Raw genomic sequence first — 24,517 nt, 5'->3', positions numbered from 1 at the left:
AATTTAATTTGAGGCGAAAATAGCTGTTAATGTTTCTTTTAACAAATTCTTTTGGGAAATAATTTCAAAAAAATATTCTAAAAAAATAAGCGTTTATTTAACTCACAAAAACATCTGGCATTCCTTCAAAAACACCAAACTCATTATCAACACATTACCCTCTCAATCATCAGATTATAAAAATTAAAAATACCGGATCCGGCAAACTTGTAGCCAAAAAAAATCACCGTAATAAAATGGCTACAACCATTCTGTAGCCAAATATTTTTTTAAAATAAAATTGCTACAACTTTGTAGCAAAAAAAAATTCCAGAATAAAATTGCTACAGGTTCTTTGTAGCAGAAAACTTTTCACTGAAATTTTTGCTACACTTTTAAAAATTAAAATGCTTTAAGGAAATCTCATTGACGAAGAGGATCATTCTTTTGAAGTCTGCGTGAGGGATGGAAATGACATCCTGTATGAAGTACGCCAGTACTTGATACAGATACAATGGACAGCCCGACCGAAAGAGGTACGAGTGAGGGCACGCCCAAAAATAAAAAACCTCCCATTTCTGAGAGGTTTAGTACCCGGAGTGGGAATCGCAATTTTTAAACTTTCATTTCTTGAAACATTACAGAATATCATCTAAAACCACTAGATTTAAGGGTTTGTTCCTTTTTAAAATAAAATTAATATTAAATATAATTAAGTTAAATTCAAATAAAATAACTATATTTCGGCAAATATTCGGCAAAATATATAACGATGAATTTAAAATATTTCATTATAAAAGGTAAAAATAAAAACTGTAGTATATATGTTCGCTTTTGGGACAGCAAGAGAATTGACCAAAAAATAAAAACAGGATTAAGCGTACTGATAGATGATTGGTCTGAAGTAAAGCAACGGTTAAAACCAAAGGCAACCTCTCAAAAAAGAGATTTTTTTAATCATCAGTTAGAACAATTAGAAAGACATATTTTTGATAACTATAATTTTGATTATAATAACAGAAAGTACATTTCAAATTTATGGCTAAAAGAAACTGTTAATTCGTTTTTTGGCAGAGTTACAGTAGATGAAAATTACAAAATATATTTTGTTGATTGGATAACCCTATTTATAAAGGATGCTCACAAAAGAATTTATAAAGGAAAGCCCATAACTGAAAGAACAATTAAAAATTACACAACAACACTTAATAAATTAAAAGCATTTGAAAAACTACAAAATCACAGATATAGATTTGAAGAAATAGATTTGAATTTTCATCGAGATTTTATTTACTACTGCTCAAATACAGAAAAATTAAATAATAATTCTATAGGTACATTAATTAACAGAATAAAAACTTTTTGTACAAATATTGAACTTGATGGGTATGCTATTAATCCTAAATACAAACATCGTGATTTCAACAGTCCTACAAATGAAACAAGAGATATTTATTTAACTGATAAAGAAATAAACACAATTGCGAAACACGATTTCAGCGATTCAGAAAGATTAGATAATGCTAGAGATTTATTTGTAATTGGATTAAGAACTGGGCTTCGTGTTTCAGATTTTTTAAGAATTGGCAAGGATAATATTTTAGGGAATATTATTAATATTACTACGCAAAAAACAAATCAAAACTTGTTCATTCCAATACATCCACAATTTCAAGAAATTTTAGATAAAAGAAATGGTGAATTTCCAAGAGAAATTACAGACCAAAAATTTAATCTTTACATCAAAGAAATTTGTGAATTGGTAGGATTTAAGGAAAAAACGAGTGGCGCAAAAATTAATTCTGAAACAAACCGAAAAGAGTTTGGAATATTCCCTAAACATGAACTGGTTACTTCACACATTTGTAGACGTTCATTTGCAACTAACTTATTTCTAGGAGGATTTGACAACGCTACAATTATGAAAGCTACAGGACATAAATCGGAAACTCAATTTTTGAAGTATATAAAATCAACACAAGAGGAACATTTGCAAAAAATAAGCGACTATTGGAATGAGCAAACCAATAAAAAAGTTAAGTAAAATAATTTACTAAGAGAGTTTTTATCGTTTAAAATATTTCAAAACACTTTGTACAATAAGTAATTGAACTAAAATCTATTATTCAATTTAACGCATTTTAATTGAAATCAACTCGATTTAACCTAAATCGCCCTTAACCTCTCTTTCCAAAAATTAAGCTAGATTAAGTTTACGCCATAATTAATTAAAATAAACAATTAAGTTATGGCTAAAGAAATCTTGCAAATCGAAAACATTAACGCTAACGATTTTAAAAATGAAATCGTAAAGGACGTTACCCAAGCCCTAAAAGGATATGCTACTACTTTGCAAAATCCCGACATCGAAATATTACTGACAAGGGAAGAAACCGCCAAAATGCTTTCCGTTTCACTTGTAACTCTTTGGACTTGGACTAAAGACGATATTATTCCTGCGTATCGAATCGGCAATAAGGTACGCTACAAAAAAGCAGAAGTCTTAACTGCTCTACAGCAAATGAATAAATTTCCATCTCAATAGAAATTATCTAAAATCTATAGCTGAAAAACCATTGCAATTGTTTTACAATTTCATTGCAATTATCCTTCAATTTCATTGCAATGGTTTGTAATCTGCATTAATTCAGCAAGTAAACAAAAAAGATTAAGAAAAACCAATTGCAATGAAAACAACCACACCATTGCAATTGTGGGATTATCATCAAAATCATTATTATGGAAATAAATAGTTTGAGCGATATTGACAATAAAATTGGAAATGCTTTTAAGACCAATAAAGAAATTGCAATTAATCAATTGGAGGAAATAATTTCCAAGATGCCTGTTGAAATTAAGTCGCTAATTAATGAAGCATTTACTTTAAAGAGAATACCCAAAGAATATTTGTTAAGTTCAATATTGTTTGCTTTCAGTAATGCAGGTGGTCTTGCCTTTTCAATTAAAGCAATGGGATATGTGAATTATGCCAATTTATATTTTGCAATAATCGGAAGCCGTGGCGATAGTAAATCCCCTGCAATGGACTTGGCTACTTTTCCATTAATAAAATATGACAATGAAAAATATAAGGAGTTCAAAAGAAACAATGCGGATTTAGAAGAACTTGAAAAAATTGACAGAAAACAATTGTTTCTTCAGGATGCAACCATTGAATCCGCAATTTTCACGCATTTTAAAAACAAATATTCCGTTGGGATTTTTGTTGATGAACTCTATTTTATCATTGAAAAAAATGGCAAATAAAAGCAGTACAGAGGGAACTGCTTGGAGAACTTTCTTTTTGCAGGGAAATACCAATAAATATATTGATATATCACGTAAAACAACAGAGAGTTTTAGAATTGAAAAATCATATCCTACTTTGTTAGGTTCAATCCAAAATCAATTTGTGCCTAAATTATTTGCAGATGGAAATTTAGAAAGCGGATTAATAGACAGAATCCTTTTTACCAATAAACTTACTGAAAATAACCAATTGTCAAGAAATGATATTTCTACTGAAGTATATGAGAACTATTCTAAATCCTTACTCAATCTTCTAAATTACCGCACTGAAATAGAGAACACTTTCGAGATGGATGATTTACAGATAGCCCTTGATTTAAAAGCCAATAAACGCCTTTTTGATTATTCACAGGAATTAATTAACCGTCAAAACAAAGCAACAGATTTAAGTAAAGAATATATTTCTAAAATGCTGATTAACATTCATAAATTAAGTCTATTAACACATCTGATTTTAAATTCTGAAAAGCAGACTTATCAAAATAAAATGAGTGTTGACACCATTGAAATTGCAATTCTGATACTTGAATTTTATTTTATAAACTTCAAGATTGTTTTGGACGAAAATATCACACAAAAAGTGAAACCGCCAACGGTTGAAGAAATCATCAGACTGGCAATAAAAAACAATGCCAGTCAGAAAGATGTTGTAGCTATTACGGGAATGAATAAATCAACCATTTCAAGGAAATGGAATAATGAACTGATGCAACCTGCAACTTGAAACTAAGTCGAAAAATCGCTAAATCATTAGTAAAATCAATACTTAACAGATTTTTCTTCAAAAGTTGGTTGCATATCAAAACAAAGTAACATACTTCAAAAAACCCAATTACAACTTACATTTAACTCAAAAAAGAGAATATAAATTAATCACTCCTTTTTGTGGTAGAAATAATAATTTCATTGTATTATATTTAAGTCATTTTCTTAGTATTCAAGAATCAATTTATGCATTTATTAAAATTTAACATTTTTTACGGAAAAACCTCTTTATAAAAATATTTGAGTTTACTATATTACTGATAAATTTTAAAGCTAATTTTCTTGATAAGATTTCTTATAAAAATTAAAAAACATTTTTTTCATCACTACAATTATATTGATGATTATTACTATGAAAAAATTTCAAATGAGTTTAACGATTTAAATACATATTTAATTATTCTTAACCAAACAAAAAAAAATGTTACATTAAAAACCAAAGCCGTTATATGCTTTTCTGAAAAAATAACTTTCGGTGAAAAAAAGCAGAATATTGTTAAAGTTTTGAAACGACCAAAATGTATTATTAAATGTGAAAAAGTTGAAATTCTTATCTATAAATTGTTAATTGGAAGACATCGAATAAAGTGTCAGTTTCATTTATTTGAGGGGAAACTATTTTTTTATAATTATACTTTTCCTTATGTAAACAATAATCAAAAAAATGAAATTCTAGATGTACTTCATCAAAAATATATAGATTCAAAGTACGAAATGGGAATAAACAATATAGTTGATGATTATAGTAGTTTAATTTTTGTAAAAGATGAATTTGAACTTTCAATAAATTATATTTCTTTAGAATCTAAATTCTTAAAATCATTAGAATTGTTTTCAACTGTTAAAGAAAAACATGAAGAAAATGAAAAGAAAAAAATACAAGAAAGAATGTATAGACATCTTTAAAGTTAAATTTTAAAAAACATGAGAAAAAATAATTAAATAATACAAAAAAGTAATCTGAAAAATTAATAACATTCACAGATTAAAAGACTTTTATATTACAGACGTTCATAAATGATAGTTGTTTTATCTTTAAATAAAACAACTATCATTTAGACTAGTTCAATTCATTATAAAACTAAAAATAAAGTAAGTTGTTTGATTGGTCATAATGTTTTAATCATTCCCGATATGAGCGAAAACGCAGTCAGTATAATTTTGAACAAAATCCCACTTCTTATTTTGTTGGGAATCAATGTTAAAATATGGGATATGACCGAGGGTAAAACTGACGAACAATTGAAACTTGAAGAGATTTATAATAATGATTTAGAAGATGTTTTCAGAAATGCAATTATCTGATATTTTTTATTGCAACTATAATAAACTATTGCAATGGTATTGCAATTATCACCATAAACCATTGCAATAGTATTGCAACACCTCACAGAATACCTTTAAAATATAGATTTTCCTACTCTTACTTTTGATTTTTTAGTTAAAAGTAAAGCACAGAATATAATCTTTTATATCTTTTATTTTTGACAATTGTCATATATTTGAATATGTAACATTATGCTTAACATACAAACCTGCACTCAAACGGATGTATATGTATTATTTTATCATATATATAAACAAGTTGAGCAACATTTTACAAAACCGAACTAGAATTAACAAGATTTCCAAGATCTTTATACAAATTTTTCTTTGCTTTTATTTATGCTTTATTTAACGAGGCATTTATGAATAACTTAACATTTATGAAAGAAAATTACTATAGGTTTGTTTAAAATTAATTAAATGAAAAAATTGATAAAGAAAACCTTTTTAGCAGTTATACTACTGTTTTCGTTTTTTGTTGCTAAGGCTCAAAATAAAAACGACACCATTGTAAATCCTTATGAAAAGAAAAATGAAGTTATACTTAATTTAATTGGACCTTTAGCGGGAGGGATTAATGCAAGCTATGAAAGACATTTAAACAAAAAGTCATCGTTGGGAATTTCAATTTTTTATATATACGATAATAGCAAAGAAAAGGATATGAATTATTCAGTTTCTCCATATTACAGAATGTATTTTGGAAAAAAATATACTTCTGGGTTTTTTATTGAAGGATTTGGGATGGTTATGTCAATTGATGGGAAAAAAATATATGATACTCCAGAAAAAATAACATTTATTGAAAATCCTAATGTTATTAATTTTTCCATTGGTGCAGGCTTAGGCTGGAAAGGAATTACTAAAAGTGGATTTATCTATGGTGCTAACCTTGGTTGGGGAAAAATGTTGTTTAATGCTGATAAAACTGACCATGACCAAGTTGCTAAATTTGGTTTAAATTTAGGCTACCGATTTTGATGCAATAACTGCATAAAAACGTCGCACAACAATGGTTTGGAACATTGCGAATTTTGTGAAAAATAAATGTTAACATTTCGCAAGAAATTTTATTTTAGTGAAAAATAATCCGTTCCAAACTTCTCAACCTCTTCAAGAGTTGAAATATTGTGGGATATGCAATAGAAAAATATCGAAAACAAAGAAAAATGAAAAGATTTTTTAATCGAATTTTTAATTTAAAACAAAGCATTTTACCGATTACAAGTGAAATTGACTATTCCGAAAACGGGAAATTTAAAGTCATCAAATTTGACAGAAAATATTGTAAATTATTATTTGAAGGTCAAAAAGCATATTCAACTGAACAGTATATTGTAGAAATGCTTGTTAGTGAAAATGAATTAATTGTTGCTAATAAAGAAATTGCAATTTTAAGACCGCAAATCCATGGAACAGGTATTTTAAAATTTTTCTTGCCTTTTGATTGTAAATTAGAACGTATATTCATAAATGAAAATGAACATGTAAAAGAAGATAATATATTGTTTGCAGTGACTCTAATGACTACTAAAACTGAATTTCAACAAAATCTTTTACAACAAAACCTAAAAAATCTTACGAAAACTGAAGTTAACTATATAACAGATGATTTTTCAAATGAATATAAAATTGCATTTTCAAAAATAGGAAATTCTAATTTTGAATATTTAAAACTATATACAGAAGATGATACACATAATATTGATTATTTAGGTATTATACTTTCAAACTACAATGGAATACTTTGTCTTGAGTTTTATTCATTTTCTGACACGTTTACATTAGCAAAAGGCGATGAAATAAATCTATTATTTGAAAATGATTTTAAAATAAATATTGTTCTTTCAAATGGATTAAATGGTCAAAAATATCAATACAGAAATTATGCTCCAATAACAACTAAAGATGTAAAAGGAATTTTCGAAAATAGCTTCTTAAAACTAAAACTTACATGTAATAGAAAAAAACTTTACCAAGTATATTCTTTTGAAAATTTCAATAACAATGGACAATATGAAAGTATTTTGGAAGGTAAATTACTTTTTAAAGAAATAGTAAGAAAATTTATTCAAATACACTTAGATAAAAATCTAAATACAACAGAGCTGAATGAATAAAGTGAGTTGAATAGCATTATAAATAAAAGTAGTTATGGTTAACTGTTGGATATGTGGAAAAACTGCCGATTCAGAGGAGCATAAATTTAAAGCTTCTGATCTAAAAAAATCTCATGGAAAAAAAATGAATGCCTTCTACATAAATGGTGATGTCATTCAAATAAATTCGTTTAAAGACAAAATCTTAAAATTTCCCAAAGTTATTTGTATAAACTGCAATAATAATTTAACTCGCCCTCATGACGATGCGTATGATAAATTCGTAAACTTTTGTTTTGAGAACCATGAAGAAATCCTAAAAACTCGAAATATAAATTTTGAAGACATATATGGGAAAAACTGGGAATTAGAGAAAAAAAACTTATACCGATATTATGCAAAGCATGCAGGATGCAAAATTGTAACAGCAAATACTGAAGTAGATGTAAAAGATTTATCTGAATTTATAAAAGGCAATAATCAGGTATTTGATTTTGTTTTACAATTTGAATTAAAAGCTGGAGTAAAGGCTTTAATGAATGCTTTTAATTTAGCAAACAAGTATAATCATTTATACAATTCTGCAACATGTAAATGGAATACTAATTTGTCTCCAAAATTTGGAGGATGGCTAACTAACAATTACACAACTGTGAATTGGGTTTTTGGAAAAAATATTAATTTAAACTCAGTCAAAATTTTTAAAACTAAAAATGAAGCTGTATTGATTACGGATAGCCACTTTTTTGATATTGATGAAGAAGATGAAAATGAAGAATTTTCTAGGGTAAAATTTATAGATCAATATGTTGTAGGATTTGAAAACGGTTATAATAAATCGTTGGAACAAAAAATAGGTTACTTTGAAAGTTTAATAAGAATAAATAATACAAAGTAAAACTACTAGTAAAAGCGATAAGCGAAATAACTGTTTGCTTGGTTGTTTTAATGTTTTTTCTTACAAAAAACTTTATCTTTAAAAAAAATAATGCACTCGCTGACTCTGCTACTAACACAAAACTATAGAATGTAATGTATAAAGCAAGTACAATAGTATAGAATAAATAAAGTATAAAATTGGCAACATCGAACAAGACAAATCTAAATGCTTTAAATGACAGACAACAAGATGCTGTTATTAGTGAAGACAAACGCCTTTTAGTTCTTGCGGGCGCTGGCTCTGGAAAAACAAAAACGCTATTACAAAAACTCATTTATTTAATCGAAGAAAAAGGCGTAAGTCCTTCGAATATTCTTACAATCACATTTGCCAAAAACGCAACAAACGAGATGATAGATAGGCTTATTATTTCAGCAGATGAGAGTGGTGAATATGAAAAACAACTTTTTGATAAGCGGAAAAGTTTCGTAGAAAAAGAGAAAGAAAGAAATTTACAACAGAAAAAATACACTTGGATTGACGGACTTACAGTAAAAACATTTCACGGTTTTTGTTACAGTGTTTTACGTAACTATGGAGTAAACGAATTTGATAACAAATTTAAAATCATAGGAGAAAAAAAACGTGTTGAAGAAGATGGGTTTTCAAAGCATGCTGCACCTGAAACAGTTTTTGAAGTATTTCACAAGTTACTAATTAAAGAATGTGAAGACACAGAGTATCTATTAAAACTAAAACGCTACATTCTTGATTACATCATTGACAAAATTCATTTAAAGCAGATTGCCCCTAATTATTTACCAAAAGATGGAAAATACTTTACAACACTTAATGGAACAAAAGTTCGCTCAAAATCAGAACAATTTATTGCTGATTGGTTTTACCGTCACAGTATCAAATTTGAATATGAACCTTTGCTAAATGTTAAAGATTTTTCTTTTCATCCTGATTTTTATATTCCAGAAGCAAATCTTTACATCGAGCATATCAGCGATAAAAGCTTTTCAACTAAAGATAAAGAAGAGCAATTTAAAAAAGGAAATTTGTTGTTAGTGAAAACTTTTGATAGTATGACAACGGATTCAGCGTTGTTCAATCATACGCTTGACAAAATTGTTAAAAATCGGTTACCTTCAGACTATCACAAAACAATTTCTATAAACTTTAAAGAAGAATTCAATGGCCATCATGAGAACGTAAAAGATTTTGTTCAACAAATTATGCGTATCACAGATATGATTAAAGTTGAAAACATCAATGTTGATACTGTTTTACAAAAAGCCAGACAAGACCAACATGAAAGAGTTCGTAATTTTTATGAATTGGCAATACCAATCGTAAAAAAATATGTTCACTATTGTACTGACAAATCTTTTCTTGACTTTAACGACTTGATTTCAAGAAGTACTTTGTTGTTTCAAAATCATGAAGATATTGCAAATAAGTACAAAGGAAAATTCCAATACATTTTAGTTGACGAATTTCAAGATGTAGACAAACTGCAAGTTGAACTCATCAAATTATTACTTACTGACAATACACAACTTTTTTGTGTTGGAGACGATTGGCAGAGTATTTACGGTTTCAGAGGTTCAAATGTCAGCTATATTGTTGAATTTGAAAAACACTTTTCAGACGTAAAAACTATTAAACTCAACTTGAATTATCGTAGTACACAAAACATTGTTGGAGCAAGTAATGAGGTCATCAAACATAACAAATTCAAAGTTGATAAAGACGTTCAAGCATCAAAAAAATCTGAACACAAAATTGTTGTTTATTCGGGTAACACAGAAGAAGAGAATATACAATTCTGTTTTGACAAAATAAAAGAGCTATTAGAAGAAGGAATAAATAATGACGAAATTTTATTTCTGTACAGAAGAAGCAAAATGTTTACACCATATTATTACAGATTTAAAAATGAAAATATTCGTGTTCAAAACAAAACAATTCATGCTTCTAAAGGACTGGAATCCAAAGTTGTTTTCATCATAGGCTTGGCAGAAGGAAATGGTGGCTTTCCTGATATTTGGCTTGAAGACAGAATTTTCCAAGTTATAAAAAAGGCAAATCACGACTTGCTAATGGAAGAAGAAAGACGTTTGTTTTACGTTGCCATTACAAGAGCAAAAGATAAACTTTTTTTAATCACTCAAAAAGGCAATGAATCAAGTTTTTTAAAAGAAATTCCGTCTGCATATACAGTTAGAACTACTAATTCAATAAAGCAAATAGTTGACAAAGTAATTCTTTGTGACAGTTGTTTCAGTCAATTAGAGAAACTTCACGTTTATTGTCCTTACTGTGGACAGAAAGTGAAGGATAACTTTGAAGAAAAAAAAGAAAACGAAAAAGCATATTCTATTGATGAAATTAGGAAAACTCACTCCCAAGCATATCAACCTTGGACAAAGGAAGATGACGAAAAATTGGAATTGCTTTATTCTAAAGGCAAAAAGCCGTATGAACTTTCAGAAATATTCGGACGAAATTTAGGAGGTATCAATGCAAGAATTGAAAAGTTACAGCTTAAAGAAAAATATGACAAATAATGCTCGGACATATAACAACGATTTGGTTTAATGGGTGAGTATATTTTTAATGCCTGAATTGAGCAGGCTTAAATTTCAGTATCTTCACATCTTTAAGCCTAAAATACACCACTACTCCAAGCCAAGAAATGTTAGCTATCAGTTTAAACTACCAAAAATCTAAATAAACATCAAATGACTAAAACAGAAATATTAAAACTACACAAGGAAAAACAAATTGAACTTTGCGATAAATTTATAGCTTTTGTAAAAAATGAAGGATTCATTGAAACAGTTGATAAAATTGGAAATTTTTCAATAAAAATGCCCTTGTTTTATAGAAAGTTATCGGATAATGTATTTCTAGCTTTTAACATACCGACTTTTGATAACCTGAAAAAATATGATTTTCACGCTGACTTTTGGAAGATTATTGCTAATTCAGAAAAAGATTTTTTGGACTCAAAAATAGAAGATAAAAAGCTAATAGATTTAAGGCTAAGTTTTAAACTTGAAAGAGATTTAGATTTATACAAAGAAGAAATATCAAAATATTAATTTAGTTATATGAAAAAAAACAATGATCCAGTAATTGTATTTGAAAACAAATCAGACATTATTCAAATTGAGGATATTTATAAATTTTCAGTAGATTTAACTTTGGGATTAGATGAAGGAAGTGATTTTTATCTACTTATCACTTTCAAAAATCTAACTGAAGATGAGTACAAAACTTTATTCAACCTTTGGCAACAACCAAATAGATTAAAATTTAGTTCAAGTTTAATAGAAAAGGAAAACTATAATATTAGTCATATTGTGGTAACGAAATTTAACAGTAATAATTTGCTAGAAATGAGTTGGGAATGCTTATCCGACGATCCAGATTTGTACAATTTAACAATTGAATAGAAGCTTTAAGAAATTGAGGTTGAGTGTTTAATCAAACAAGCTTCTCATATATTTGACTTCTGTCCCTACGGAATGATTTAGAAACAAAAACTCCCAACCTCTTAAAACCGGCGGGACGTTAACCGTAATTATCAATCATAATATCTTTGAATTTCACTTATGGAAAATAAATTTTGCTACAAGTGTGGTTACATTGCAACTTCAAGAGAACATGTACCTCCTATATGTTTATTTCCAGAAGCCAAAGATGTTATTGGATTAAATTTTAGAAAAGACCTAATTACTGTTCCTTCTTGCGATGAACATAACTCAAAAAAATCACACGATGATGAATTTTTAATGGTCTCAATATCGGGAATTGTTGGTAACAATCTTATTGCTTATCTACAAACCCAAACTAAAGTTGACAGAGCAATTAGGAGAAAAAGTAAAGATTTTCTAAACAAAGAAATTATTAAAAACTATAAGTATCATACTTTAAAATCAAAAACAGGTAAAAAATATCCAGTTCTTTATGGAAATCCAAATTATAATAGATTAGTAAACTGCTTTGAACATATTTCTTATGGAATTTATTTTCATGAGTTTGGTGAACGATTTGAAGGCACTATAAAAATGTTGTTAGGATTCATAATTTACAATGATAAAAATACTCAAACGATGACTGAAATGGTTAAAGAGAAATTTATTGTTGACGAAATTTCAAATGAAATAAAGGGAGAAAATCCAACTATTTTTAAATATCAATTTTTTGAGCCTGATAAATTCGGATTAATTGGAATGGTTATGACTTTCTACGAAGGAACAGAAGTTTTTGTTGCTTTTCAACCAAAGAATTCAGATGAACCTTTTGATCTTTCCCTAGCGTTATTAAACTCTGGAATACCAACATTAATTGAAGTTGGAGATAAAATTTTCGAATTCAACAAAAAATAACTATCACTCACAGCAGTATGGATATATTTACTTTATCATTCTATTTGAAGAGTTTGTGGTGGAATTAATATATGACAGAAAATAAAGCAAGCCTTTTAATTGGTCTTAATATGTTAATCATTTTCAATTTGAGCAAAAATGCAATAGACAATTTTAAATAAAATGCCACTTCTTATTTTTATTGTGAATAAATGTTGAAATATGGGTTATGACCGAAGGTAAAACTGACGGACAATTAAAACTCGAAGGTGTTTATAATAATGATTTGGAAGATATTTTCAGAAATGCAATTATCTAACATTTTTATTGCAATATCCCCTCAATTCCTTTAAAATATGTCTTTTTCTCACTTTAACCTTAGGTCTTTCTAGTGAAGGTAAAACGCAAAATACTCTCTTTTATATCTTTCATTTTACCAATTGTTATATATTTGAATGTGTAACATTATGCTAATCATACATATCTACACTTAAACAGATGTATTTGTATTGTTATCATACATATAAACAAGTTATGGGCTATTACAGAAAATCCGCAATCGCATGAACATATTTAGAGTTCAGTTTTCCGGTTATAACAGAGAAACTAATCAGTTTGCAAAATGTTTTATATTAATTCAAGAGCAATTTTTTAATATATCAAAAGTTAATAAAATTTCGATTTCAAATAGTTATTACATCTGTTCTGAAATTAAAGTTGATAAGTTAATAAATCATTTGTGTGAGCAAGAGGTCGGAGATTTCCTAAATGCATATCAACTTTCCAAAAAAGATGGTTTTTCATTTACAGCTTTTCCTGATTCAGGAAGTTTAAATATGAATTTTTATCGTGTTCCACGTTTTGGTGAAAATGATTTTGAAGAAATCATTAAATCTTTGGGAGGCAAGAAAATTCCAGAAACAACGACGCGAACTCCAGACTTTCTTTTAGATGATATACTTTTAGAATTTAAAGACTTACAAAAAGAAAGTTTAGAAAATAACGAACGTCAAAAAAGTATTGCAAAGCATTTCGAGAATATAGTAAGTTTCTCCATCAATATTGATCCTTCCTTAGATTTCGGTGAACTTACTCACGGCTATCACAAACTTATCAAAAACACAATAAAAAATAACTTTAAGTCTGCAAGCAATCAAATTAAAACCTATCGAGTCGAAAATAATATGCAAAGTGCAGGAATAATTTTATTTAATACGGGACTTCATAGTCTTCCTCACGAATTATTTAAAGAAATGGTTGTAGACATTTTAAATAGAGAAACTCAAACTATTGAATTTGCCTATATTTTTTCACAAAAAATGCAAACAAATGGATGGGATATGTATGCAATATTTATGGGTGAATGGATTGGAAATATTCCAATCAAACTTGAAGAAATTAAAAATAAAATGGATGAATTGGTAAATATTAAAATGACCGAGATGATGCACTCGAATAATAGCATTGCGACTATAGAATCACAGAAACCAATATCATTTGAAATGGATAACAAAATTTTCTTTTGGAATCCTGGACAAATAAAATTTCCTTGGGATCAAGAGTAATAGCCCATAACACAGCATTTAAGCAAGAGTTGGTTTTTGGATGATTGAACATTTGTCAAAACCAAGAAAAATTTATCTTAGCAAAGAAAACTGAGCTCCTATTTCCACACCTGCGTAAATGCGAGAAACATCGGAGGTTAGTTGGAGCAGAACTTACGCAGAAAAAAAAACGTAATTAAATTATGAAAAAAAAGTTAACAAAAAGCGAAATAGAAGCTTCCGAGAGAACTCGTTTTTACAGAATATACAAAAATGAAGATATACGAAATATAATTAAGAAACTTTACACTACAAGTGAAAATGAATTGACTGATGATGAAAATTTGATGAATAAAATATTAATGACTCGAAATGAAAATTTTATAAATTATAGTAGAATAAATCTTATCATGATGGAAAATTTTCTAAATGGATTTATTTCACAAAATCCGATAAGCAAAACTGAATTATTAGTTTATCTTGAATCAATCAAAAATGCAATTCTAAAAAAAGGATAAATAAAAAATCTTTTTCTCATTTAAAAATTGCAATACAAAAAAAGTATTTTTACTGTAGAAACTTGAAAGTTGGAATATGAAAAACCTAATTGTAAATGTTTGAGTTTGCCAACGGCAATTTGAAAAACAGAACTAAAAAAATAGGTTTGTAATTGTAATTTCGACTAAAACAACCGAACCACCAACAGCTACTACAAGGGATTTTAGAAATGGGCTTAATTAGTCCCAAACCAGCTGTAGTAGCAGGACGTTATAGGGCATTTTAAAGAACCGACAGAATATGACAGACATAAAAATTGAATTTAAACTAAAACTTCTAAAGACAATTGAAATTCATAATAAACTTGTTGGTAATTCAAATTATTTTGACAATAGTACTAAAGAAGCATTTGTGGATTTAGGAAATTATTGGATTGATAGAATTGGAAAAGAATCATTTACACTTACTTCTTTAAAATCTATAGCAAGTGAAATCCTAACATATTGGAGAGAAAGTATTGGCATCGATACTGAATTATTTTGGACTGAATTACAAAAAAACAATATTGACTTTGAAAGAAAAGACGAATTAAATTTTGCATTAGAAAAAGGTAGATTCAGAAGAGTAGAAATTGGAATCGGTGCAAGAAAAGATTGGTCTGCAATTAAAGAATTTGATTCAATAAAGAAAAGATTTTCAAAAGAAAATATTGAAAAAGTTGATTTAATCATTGACCAAGATGAAAATACACGATTTGAAATTTTAAGAAAGTGTTTACGAAAAAAAGAAATTCCACAGTCACAATATTTAAAATTTGGAGAATGTTGGGCTTATATGAGTAACTGCGAACTTTGGGATAAATATTTTAGTAAAGAAGAGATTGAAGAATTATTAAACATTTGGAAAAGCTTTGAGAGTAAATAACTGAAAGACAAAGAAAAAACCTATAACAGCTACTACAACGAATTTGGGTAATGAAAATTGGTTTTGTATTTGGGATGATTTGGCAAATCAAAAAATAGAGATTAATTTAGTTCCAAACCTGCTTTAGTAGTGCTACGTTAGCGGTCATTATAAACAATAGATAGAAAAATGAAAATTAACGAAAAAAGATTTCCTCTTTTAGAAAATTGCAGAAACAACTTTTTAATAAATCCTCAAGCGATAATTTCACCTGAAGAATGGGACTTAATGCGTGATGACATTGAAAAACAATTAAAACTTTTTGACAAACTAAAATTAGACATTAGCTACATAACTAAACCCATTCATCAAAAACTGAAAGACATTAAAAATTTTCATAAAGCGAAAACACTTTTACAGAATATTCCAGAAACCTATGGTTATGCAATTTTACCAGAAAAGTTCAAGCCTCAATTAGTAAAAGATACAGAGGATTATGACCTTAATGAATTTGAATACGACAGTGTTCTTTTTGCTTTTATAACACAAGAAACTCACGATTTAAACGCTTGGGGAAAATTAGATGAAGATATGATGGAAGATGAAGAGGAAAGAAAGGATTATTTAGCAGGACGATGGCTTCTTGTGTTTCCAATTCAAAACGGGAAAATAAAATATTGTATCCGAGACTCAAATATTTGTGTAAGTGAAGAATTTGGTGACATTCACGGACATGAAGCTTGGGATGCTTATGGAAATCTTTTAGATTATATATTTTCCTATCTAATTTTTTACAATTTTACCGAGACAGAAAATAAAATCATTTATGGTGCGGAAACTGGTTTGCAACGTAAAGTGAAAATTGATAACGAGAAATACTTAAACGATACCAAAAACAATATAGAAATAATTGATACAAACTATTTCACAAAGATTATTAGAACAGGAGAATTTGGAGTAAGTGGACATTTTCGTTTGCAGAATTACGGACAAGATAATAGTCAAAGTAAATTGATTTATATAGAAGACTATAAAAAGAAAGGATATACAAGAGAAGCAAAACAAGATATTAAAAAATAACGAACCGATAATATCGGAATATTAGACTACATTTTACTCCCTCAATATGTTTGGGTGGCTTATGGTGGAATTAACGGATTGACAGAAAATAAAGTAAGTTGTTTAATTGGTCATAATGTGATAATCATTTCCGATATGAGCGAAAACGCAGTAAGTATAATTTTAAATAAAATACCACTTCTTATTTCATTGGGAATCAATGTTAAAATATGGGATATGACCGAGGGTAAAACTGACGAACAATTAAGACTTGTATAGGTTTACAATAATGATTTGGAAGATATTTTCAGAAAAAGAATTATCTAATTATTCTTTATTGCAATTATAATTACAAACCATTGCAATGCCATTGCAATATTCTCTCAATCCCTTTAAAATATACTTTTCCTCCCTCTAACTTTTTGTTTTTTGCAAAAGTAAAGCCAGATTACTCTCTTTCATATCTTTTATTTTTGACAATTATTATATATTTGAAGCTACTTTACTAATCACAGAACTCTAAACATGAACGAATATTCTTCTATTATTTTATCAAACATATAAATAAATTAGCTGTGATTTTAAAACAACTACAATAAAATGAAAATAGCTTTATTAACACTTGGAACTCGGGGAGATATTCAGCCTTATGCGGTTTTAGGACAAGCATTAAAAGAACGAGGGCATCAAGTAACCCTATCAACAGCTAAAAATTTTGAAAGTTTAATATTATCATACGGTATTGATTTTGTACCTGTAGAAGCAGATTTTCAAGCAATTTTGGACTCTGACGAAGGGAAAAAAATGATGAAAGGAAATCCTTTTGCAATAAGACGTAATCTAAATACTTGGATATATCCACTAATCACAAATTCATTAATTGAATTTTACAAATTAGCAAAAGAAAGTGATTTGGTTTTATTCCACGTTAAAACATTAGCAGACAGTTTTGCAGACCAATTTCCCGAAAAAATGATAAGAGCATCTGTATTACCTATTGTGGAACCAACAAGAGAATTTTTAAATCCATCATTTAGCGGTTTGCCTTTGCCAAAGTTTTTAAATAGAATTAGCTATACGCTTTCTAATTTAAGCATAAATTTATTATCAAAACCAATTGGAAAATTCAGGACAGAATTTGATTTACCAAAAAAGTTCAAAGTTCCTAAAGTTAAAAATATCTATGGTTTAAGTTCAAGTTTTTTATCTTTACCTAAAGATTTTTCAAGTCAATCGACTTTTAATGGTTTCTGGTTTGGAATTTCAAATGACACATTATCAAATGACATATTAGAATTCATAAATAGTGGTGAAGCGCCACTTCTTTTGACTTTTGGAAGTATGCCTTTTAAAAGCAAATTTGATTTGCAAACAGCAATTATAAAGCTAACTGAACAACTTAACACAAGAATAATTGTAGTTAAAGGTTGGGGGCTTGACAAAACGGAAAAACTTGACAACAATCCCAAAATAAAAGTGATAAATTCTGCACCCTATGAAAAACTTTTTCCATTAACAAAAGCAGTTATTCATCACGGAGGTATAGGAACTACCGCAGAATGTTTAAGAGCTGGAAAACCTTTTTTTATTTGTCCTATTCTTCATCCAATTGGTGACCAAAATTTTTGGGGACAACTTGCGTACAAGCAAAAAATTGCTGTCAAACCAATACCTGTTAGTAAAATGAATGAAGAAAAATTTATAAGTAGTATAAAGGAATTGTTGACGAACAAAGAATTGTATAAAAATGCGGTTCAAATAAAAATGCTGATTAATAGTGAAAATGGAATTGAAAAAACAATTGAAGAAATAGAAAAAAATCACAGTTAACAGCCAAAAAAGTTTACTTTTTTTAATATGTTGGGTAGCTTTCATGAAACTAACAGAAAATAAAGCAAGTTGTTTAAATGGTCATAACGTGTTAATCATTCCTAATATAAGCGAAAATACAGTCAATATAATTTCAAATAAAATGTCACTCCTTATTTCAATGGGAATTAATGTCAAAATAAAGGATATGACTGAGGGTAAAACGGATGAACAATTAAAACTCGAAGGAGTTTACAATAATGATTTGGAGGATTTTTTTAGGAATGCAATTATCTAATATTTTTTATTGCAATTATAATTACAAACCATTGCAATGGCATTGCAATATTCTCTACAATCCTTTGAAAATAGGCTGTATTCACATTAAACAACTAAAGCAATACTTTTAAATACTTATTTTTATCATCCTGAAAAAAGTTTACACAAAAAAAGATGTCTTGCTCCTGTTGAGAGAGACATCTTTTTAAATTATAGACTTATTTTCAATTAAATGTTTTTTTATTTTATTTTAGACATTAATTGTTCGATTATTTCATCCTTTTCTTTTAAACGCTTTTCGTATTGTTCAATAAGTCTTTCGGAAAGTTGATTGACAACTATTGCATTTGTAGAATGACCTCCAGTTTGATTTGAGTTTACTACAATATTTTCTTGCTTAACTAATTCTTCAGGCGTAATTTCAAAAACTTCGCATATTTTATCAATGTGAGTTGACCATGAGTGACTGTCACCATTTTCAATTCGGGCATAGGCAGATTGTGATATATGTAAGTATCCACTAACTTGTTCTTGTGAAAAACCTTTTTGTTTCCGAAGTGATTTAAGTTTGTTTCCTATAATATTATTCATAATTACGACTTATCAGATTTACAAATATAATGATTTTGTTATGCAAAATTAGGGCAATATTGCCCTTAAAAGGAATAGGGAATTAAATTTAATCTATATATTTTTGTAGGAATAAATGATTATTTGTAAGAAAAAATTAACAATTAGTACGGAAAAACCGTAATGAAAATCACGTTATTATTTGTATTGTTGCCGCATAAAATCCTTGCTAGAACTAAATTATTAGTTAAAAAAGTAAATTTATGTAACTGTTTGATATACAGTACAAAATAATATCCTGATGAGGTTGTAATGATCTTTAATGAAATAATATCAGTTGTTTTTAAATTATTCCTTAAAAAGGGAAAAACATCATGTAAAATATTCTAGTAGCTACGAATTGAGGGAAACTGTCTTAAAAACCCAAAGAAAAACAAAAAGAATAGGAGGATTCTTGTATGCCGAAATAGAAGAAGAAAAACAAATATTGTTTAATTATCTAAAAAAAGAAAAAGATGAAAAATTTATTTTTAGTACTTGTTATGTTAGTAGGAAGCTTTAGTTTTGCTTCAAACGGGTTAATTGATCCAAAAAATCCGATAGTAACTTCTGAAAAAGGGAGTGCAGTAGTTCCAGTAAAAGTAGAAAATACTAAGTCAGAGGCTATAGTGTATCCATCGCATACTTGTACTTACAGAATGTATAATGCAGATGGGGACTATTTGGGGAATTGGAGTGTCTATAACGTGCCAGCGGACATGGATTGTGGTTTGCCAGCTGTTAAACAAATAGCAATTTTCAGTTATAATGACGCTCATTAATATTTTTTAAATTTATTTATATCGTAAAATGAGATTAATCATATTTTTATTAGTTTTTTCATCATCATGTTTTTCGCAAATAGGAAACAATTTAAGAGTAGAGTATAATGAGACAATTACGTTAATTCCTTCAATAGTTAAAAAAAATCTGAATGCACTTTATGTTTCAAAAGATTTCTCATATTATGTTTTAGAATCTACTAAGATTGAAAGGAAAGAATCTGGTGGAGATTCTGAGACTATTATTGTTGATACAAAAAAGGTTAAAGATTTTTCAGAAATTATTATTAATAATAAAGAAAAAAAACTTACTGAAAGATTGTATGAAGATATTTTTTTAAAAAAAAATTATGCCGTTTATGAAAGTTTTCCTGTAATGAAATGGAAAATTTTAGATGGAGAAAAAAAAATTAAAAATTTTCTGTGCAAAAAAGCACAAATAACATTTAGAGGAAGAACTTATACTGCATGGTTTACAGAGAAAATTCCTGTCTCGTCAGGTCCGTGGAAATTTAACGGACTGCCAGGCTTAATCTTATCTGTATCAGATAAAGAAGGGCTATATAAATGGGAAGTAAAATCGATTACTTATCCTTATAAAGGAAAGCAAATCGATTTTAATAAGATTGCTGCTGATAACCCAAAATTTAAGAGTATTTCTTACAAAGATTTTGACAAAAAGCGTATTGAGGCAATACAGAATAAAATTGAAACAATCAGGGCAAGAAGTTCAAATAGAGATGGAATGTCAGCTGGTTACTCGTACTCAACATTTCAAGAGAAAGAACCTGTAAATGAATGGAGAAACAAGAAAGATTTTGATTAATAATCTCATTTAAACAATAATTAAAAAGAAGAAGTTATCTTGAATGATAACTTCTTCTTTTATTAGAAAGCATATCATCGATGAATACCTCAATCTCTAACAAGTTAATATTTTTATTTTTACTTATCACGAATACTTTTGTTTTTTCACAAACAACAATAAAAGGTAAAATCGACTTTGGGAATAATGAAGAAACGAATTCTGTATCTGTAATATTAAAACAAGGAGATAAAACAATTGATTATTCAATTTCAAACTCAGACAACACCTATATTTTGGAAACAGATAAGTATGGTTCTTTTACACTTATTTTTTCTTCATTGAATTTTGAAACAAAATCTATTGAAATTGAAATCTTATCTAAAACAAAGGAAATTGAGAAAAACGTTAAATTAATTTATCAACCGATAGCCTTAAATGAAGTAATAGTTGAGGCAGAGAAACCAATAAAAGTTAAAAACGATACAATTGTTTTTAACGCAAAATCTTTTTTGCAAGGAAATGAGCAAGTTGTAGAAGATCTACTAAAAAAAATTCCTGGACTAAATATTACTTCTGATGGTGCTATAAAAATAGGTAACCAAGAAGTGGAGAAAGTAATGATAGATGGTGATGATTTTTTTGAAAAAGGGTACAAATTAGTAACTAAAAATATGCCAGTAAATCCTATTGATAAAATAGAGATATATCAAAATTATTCTAACAACAAGCTTCTAAAAGGAATTGAAAACAGTGATAAGGTTGCCTTAAATTTAACTTTAAAAGAAGATTACAAACGCCAATGGTTTGGTAATGCAACTTTAGCCTATGGACTTGTTTCAGAAAATCAATATGAAGTAAGGAGTAATTTGATGAATTTTGGAAAAAAAAGTAAATATTATTTTTTAACCAATCTTAATAATGTTGGCAACGATGCTGTTGGAGACATCAATCATCTTATTAGACCTTACCGTTCGGATGAACCTGGGAGTATTGGTGATAACCAAACCGTAAATACTTTACTAGGTTTAAATTCAAATTCACTTAATCTAAAACCCAAAAGGGTTAATTTTAATAACGCAGAAATGCTTTCACTAAATAGCATTTTTACCATTTCAAAAAAAATAAAATTGAAAACCATTGGTTTTTTAAATACAGATGAAAATGATTTTTTTAGAAATAGTTTTCAATCCTTTTCAGTCGGAACAACTACTTTTCAAAATACAGAAGATTTTTTTGGCAAAAAAATACAAATCACTGGATTTGGTAAAATTGATTTAATCTATGATATTTCTAAAAATAAAACGTTAGAATACACTGGAAAATTCAATAATACTAATGAAAAAAACAGAAGTAATTTAGTTTTTAATAATGATTTTTTAAACGAAAGACTAAATAGCGACAACCAACTTTTTGACCATAAAATAGTTTTGACTAATAAATTTAAAGACAACAAAGTTTTTCTTCTTTCAGGCAGGTATATCAATGAAAAAACACCTCAAAATTATTCGGTAAATCAATTCATTTTCGGCGATTTGTTTACTGAAAATGCTAATAATACCAAACAGTATAGTCAAAATCAAATGCAATTTGCAGGAGTTGAAGCACACTTATTAAATAGAAACGATAGTGGGGATTTACTGGAAATAAAAATTGGAAATCAATTACGAACAGACAACTTGAAAACTCGTTTTGAGTTACTTAACAACTACAATAGCCTTGCATTTCCTAATGGTTATCAAAATGATTTAACCTATATTTCTAACGATTTATATCTATCAACAAAGTATCATTTTAAGTTTGGTGATTTTACTGTTCTAACACAATCTGATTTTCATCAAATTTTCAATCAATTAGAGAATTTTGGCACAAAAAGTCATCAGAACCCTTTTTTTATTGTTCCGAGCATTAGTTTAGACTGGAAGATAAACGAAGTGAATAAAATTTTAACTTCTTATTCTTACAATGCCACAAATTCAGGAATTCAAGATGTTTATTCAGGGTTTGTTCATACAGGATTTCGCTCATTTTCAAGAGGATTAGGGGATTTTAATCAACTTAATTCCTCAAATATCATTTTAAATTACACCTATGGTAGTTGGGGCGATAAGTTCTTTGCTAATACATTTGTTTTGTATTCCAAAAGCAACGATTTTTTTAGCACTAATTCCATTGTAACACAAAACTATTCACAATCTGAAAAAATAATTATGAAAGATAGACAATCTTTCTCAATTTCATCAAGTATTGACAGATATTTTAAACCAGTAAAATCAAATTTAAAAATCACGTTAGGTGCGGCAAAAAGTAATTTTAAAAATATTGTAAATAATACACACCCAAGAGAAGTGAAAATTTCACAAGGCGACTATGGTTTTGAATTACGATCTAGCTTTAAGGGAATTTTTAATTACCATTTTGGCTCAAAATGGAATTATAATCAAATACAAACAACAATTAAAAATTCTTTTACTGATAATACGTCATTTCTTGATTTGTCGTTTGTAATGAGTAAAAAAATGAATGTACAGATTCAGACAGAGCGTTATCTTTTTGGGAATATTGAAAAAGAAAACAACAAGTATTATTTTTTAGATTTAGAAGCCCGTTATGTTGTAAAAGAAAATAAATTAACTTTTTCTATTTCAGGAAATAATCTTTTTAACACAGAAACTTTTAGAAATTATAGTATATCAGACATTAATATTTCCAAAACTGAATATCGATTACAGCCAAGATATGTGCTTTTAAAAATGGAATATCGCTTTTAATTAAGTTTTTTTACTTTGTCTATATTAATATGTAGTGCCATTTCTTAATTTTCATGTTACATTAAAGCAATTATGATTAAATACTGAAACTAGTTTCAACTAAAATGAAAGCTTGACACTTTATTTTTAAACACTTTTAATTAGCAATTAAATAAGATTTTTTAGAACACTTATAATCATAAAAACCAGTTGAAAAAAAACTAATTTTAACCAAATCGAGAATGAGTTAAAATAAGGACAAAACAGAAGTTAACTTATCTAATATATTGATTGCATTGATTTTTTACTTTATCTCTTATTTTATAACTATAAAAAAAGAAACCAGTTTTTAATATGCAAGCAAAAAATTATAGTTTAAGTTAAGCGAAATTTTTATAGATATTCATTAACAACCTTTTCTATTTCTTTAAGGGAGAATGATTTTTTTCTTTTTTTACTATCAGTTTTTTTATTTGAAAGATTTAAAAAAGAAAGAATTTTTCGGCAAATTCTCGGCAAAAATATAAATAAAAAATCCTTAACTTGCTATTAATCAGCTTGTTAAGGATTTTAAAAGTACCCGGAGTGGGAATCGAACCCACACACCTAAGTACACGAGTTTGAGTCGTGCGCGTCTACCAATTCCGCCATCCGGGCTAAGGATGAAACTAAAACGGATTCGTGTTTCAGTATTGTGGGTGCAAATGTAAACAAAAATTTTACAAATCATAAAAAAAAT

At 28.0% G+C, this 24,517-nt stretch carries 24 protein-coding genes and 1 tRNA gene; 23 read left to right on the top strand and 2 right to left on the bottom strand.

Annotated features, from left to right (window positions below):
• The first annotated feature begins 751 nt into the window (after nucleotides 1–751).
• The 20 genes from NAT51_RS16735 (at nucleotide 752) to NAT51_RS16645 (ending at nucleotide 18,851) form a co-directional block, all read left to right on the top strand.
• Complete coding sequence (locus NAT51_RS16735; protein WP_250600718.1) at nucleotides 752–2,023, top strand: tyrosine-type recombinase/integrase; 1,272 nt, start codon at nucleotides 752–754, stop codon at nucleotides 2,021–2,023.
• Between the two features lie 204 nt (nucleotides 2,024–2,227).
• On the top strand, nucleotides 2,228–2,524 hold the full coding sequence (locus NAT51_RS16730) for a helix-turn-helix domain-containing protein (RefSeq protein ID WP_250600716.1): 297 nt from the start codon (nucleotides 2,228–2,230) through the stop codon (nucleotides 2,522–2,524).
• A gap of 194 nt (nucleotides 2,525–2,718) precedes the next feature.
• Nucleotides 2,719–3,246, top strand: coding sequence for a DUF3987 domain-containing protein (locus NAT51_RS16725; RefSeq protein ID WP_250600714.1), 528 nt, complete (start codon nucleotides 2,719–2,721; stop codon nucleotides 3,244–3,246).
• Nucleotides 3,236–4,012 (top strand): DUF3987 domain-containing protein, encoded by a 777-nt coding sequence (locus tag NAT51_RS16720; protein ID WP_250600712.1) that lies wholly within the window; start codon nucleotides 3,236–3,238, stop codon nucleotides 4,010–4,012. Before NAT51_RS16725 ends, NAT51_RS16720 begins: the two co-directional genes overlap by 11 nt.
• Nucleotides 4,013–4,335: 323 nt before the next feature.
• Nucleotides 4,336–4,959 carry a hypothetical protein gene (locus NAT51_RS16715; RefSeq protein WP_250600710.1) on the top strand — a complete coding sequence of 208 codons (624 nt, stop codon included), beginning with the start codon at nucleotides 4,336–4,338 and terminating at the stop codon, nucleotides 4,957–4,959.
• A gap of 228 nt (nucleotides 4,960–5,187) precedes the next feature.
• Nucleotides 5,188–5,358 (top strand): hypothetical protein, encoded by a 171-nt coding sequence (locus NAT51_RS16710; protein ID WP_250600708.1) that lies wholly within the window; start codon nucleotides 5,188–5,190, stop codon nucleotides 5,356–5,358.
• A 441-nt stretch (nucleotides 5,359–5,799) separates the two neighbouring features.
• Nucleotides 5,800–6,360, top strand: a complete 561-nt coding sequence (locus NAT51_RS16705; RefSeq protein WP_250600706.1) for a DUF3575 domain-containing protein — start codon at nucleotides 5,800–5,802, stop codon at nucleotides 6,358–6,360.
• 188 nt (nucleotides 6,361–6,548) lie between these two features.
• A complete protein-coding gene (locus tag NAT51_RS16700; protein WP_250600704.1) occupies nucleotides 6,549–7,499 on the top strand; it encodes a hypothetical protein in 951 nt (316 codons plus the stop codon).
• Between the two features lie 34 nt (nucleotides 7,500–7,533).
• Entirely contained in the window at nucleotides 7,534–8,376 is an 843-nt protein-coding gene (locus NAT51_RS16695) for a hypothetical protein (protein ID WP_250600702.1), read from the top strand.
• A gap of 179 nt (nucleotides 8,377–8,555) precedes the next feature.
• Nucleotides 8,556–10,934 (top strand): ATP-dependent helicase, encoded by a 2,379-nt coding sequence (locus NAT51_RS16690; protein ID WP_250600700.1) that lies wholly within the window; start codon nucleotides 8,556–8,558, stop codon nucleotides 10,932–10,934.
• Between the two features lie 174 nt (nucleotides 10,935–11,108).
• On the top strand, nucleotides 11,109–11,471 hold the full coding sequence (locus tag NAT51_RS16685) for a hypothetical protein (protein WP_250600698.1): 363 nt from the start codon (nucleotides 11,109–11,111) through the stop codon (nucleotides 11,469–11,471).
• Between the two features lie 9 nt (nucleotides 11,472–11,480).
• Entirely contained in the window at nucleotides 11,481–11,825 is a 345-nt protein-coding gene (locus NAT51_RS16680; protein ID WP_250600696.1) for a hypothetical protein, read from the top strand.
• 159 nt (nucleotides 11,826–11,984) lie between these two features.
• Entirely contained in the window at nucleotides 11,985–12,761 is a 777-nt protein-coding gene (locus NAT51_RS16675; RefSeq protein WP_250600694.1) for a hypothetical protein, read from the top strand.
• Between the two features lie 542 nt (nucleotides 12,762–13,303).
• The gene (locus NAT51_RS16670; RefSeq protein WP_250600692.1) at nucleotides 13,304–14,305 is read left to right on the top strand and encodes a hypothetical protein; all 1,002 of its coding nucleotides are present in this window, start codon (nucleotides 13,304–13,306) and stop codon (nucleotides 14,303–14,305) included.
• A 182-nt stretch (nucleotides 14,306–14,487) separates the two neighbouring features.
• On the top strand, nucleotides 14,488–14,802 hold the full coding sequence (locus tag NAT51_RS16665) for a hypothetical protein (RefSeq protein ID WP_250600690.1): 315 nt from the start codon (nucleotides 14,488–14,490) through the stop codon (nucleotides 14,800–14,802).
• Between the two features lie 280 nt (nucleotides 14,803–15,082).
• Nucleotides 15,083–15,706 carry a hypothetical protein gene (locus tag NAT51_RS16660; RefSeq protein ID WP_250600688.1) on the top strand — a complete coding sequence of 208 codons (624 nt, stop codon included), beginning with the start codon at nucleotides 15,083–15,085 and terminating at the stop codon, nucleotides 15,704–15,706.
• 168 nt (nucleotides 15,707–15,874) lie between these two features.
• Nucleotides 15,875–16,765, top strand: coding sequence for a hypothetical protein (locus NAT51_RS16655; RefSeq protein ID WP_250600686.1), 891 nt, complete (start codon nucleotides 15,875–15,877; stop codon nucleotides 16,763–16,765).
• A gap of 12 nt (nucleotides 16,766–16,777) precedes the next feature.
• Nucleotides 16,778–17,023 (top strand): DUF6371 domain-containing protein, encoded by a 246-nt coding sequence (locus NAT51_RS19820; protein WP_394799707.1) that lies wholly within the window; start codon nucleotides 16,778–16,780, stop codon nucleotides 17,021–17,023.
• 321 nt (nucleotides 17,024–17,344) lie between these two features.
• Nucleotides 17,345–18,574: a glycosyltransferase gene (locus NAT51_RS16650; protein WP_250600684.1), complete on the top strand. Its 1,230-nt coding sequence runs from the start codon at nucleotides 17,345–17,347 to the stop codon at nucleotides 18,572–18,574.
• A 43-nt stretch (nucleotides 18,575–18,617) separates the two neighbouring features.
• A complete protein-coding gene (locus tag NAT51_RS16645) occupies nucleotides 18,618–18,851 on the top strand; it encodes a hypothetical protein (RefSeq protein WP_250600682.1) in 234 nt (77 codons plus the stop codon).
• 221 nt (nucleotides 18,852–19,072) lie between these two features.
• On the opposite strand, the gene NAT51_RS16640 is transcribed toward NAT51_RS16645, so the two are convergent.
• Nucleotides 19,073–19,423 (bottom strand): helix-turn-helix domain-containing protein, encoded by a 351-nt coding sequence (locus NAT51_RS16640; RefSeq protein WP_250600680.1) that lies wholly within the window; start codon nucleotides 19,421–19,423, stop codon nucleotides 19,073–19,075.
• Nucleotides 19,424–19,917: 494 nt separating this feature from the next.
• Here NAT51_RS16640 and NAT51_RS16635 point away from each other — a divergent pair, with 494 nt between their 5' ends.
• The 3 genes from NAT51_RS16635 to NAT51_RS16625 all read left to right on the top strand — a co-directional run bounded on the left by NAT51_RS16635 (nucleotide 19,918) and on the right by NAT51_RS16625 (nucleotide 23,799).
• On the top strand, nucleotides 19,918–20,223 hold the full coding sequence (locus tag NAT51_RS16635) for a hypothetical protein (protein ID WP_250600678.1): 306 nt from the start codon (nucleotides 19,918–19,920) through the stop codon (nucleotides 20,221–20,223).
• Between the two features lie 28 nt (nucleotides 20,224–20,251).
• Nucleotides 20,252–21,049 (top strand): GLPGLI family protein, encoded by a 798-nt coding sequence (locus tag NAT51_RS16630; RefSeq protein ID WP_250600676.1) that lies wholly within the window; start codon nucleotides 20,252–20,254, stop codon nucleotides 21,047–21,049.
• A gap of 80 nt (nucleotides 21,050–21,129) precedes the next feature.
• Nucleotides 21,130–23,799, top strand: coding sequence for a TonB-dependent receptor (locus NAT51_RS16625; protein ID WP_250600674.1), 2,670 nt, complete (start codon nucleotides 21,130–21,132; stop codon nucleotides 23,797–23,799).
• Between the two features lie 556 nt (nucleotides 23,800–24,355).
• On the opposite strand, the gene NAT51_RS16620 is transcribed toward NAT51_RS16625, so the two are convergent.
• Nucleotides 24,356–24,435, bottom strand: a tRNA-Leu gene (locus NAT51_RS16620).
• Nucleotides 24,436–24,517: the final 82 nt, after the last annotated feature.

Source organism: Flavobacterium amniphilum (genome assembly GCF_023634845.1).
GTDB classification, from domain to species: domain Bacteria; phylum Bacteroidota; class Bacteroidia; order Flavobacteriales; family Flavobacteriaceae; genus Flavobacterium; species Flavobacterium amniphilum.
The sequence above is the reverse complement of the archived record's forward strand: the minus strand, read 5'-3'. Positions and strand labels throughout refer to the sequence as shown.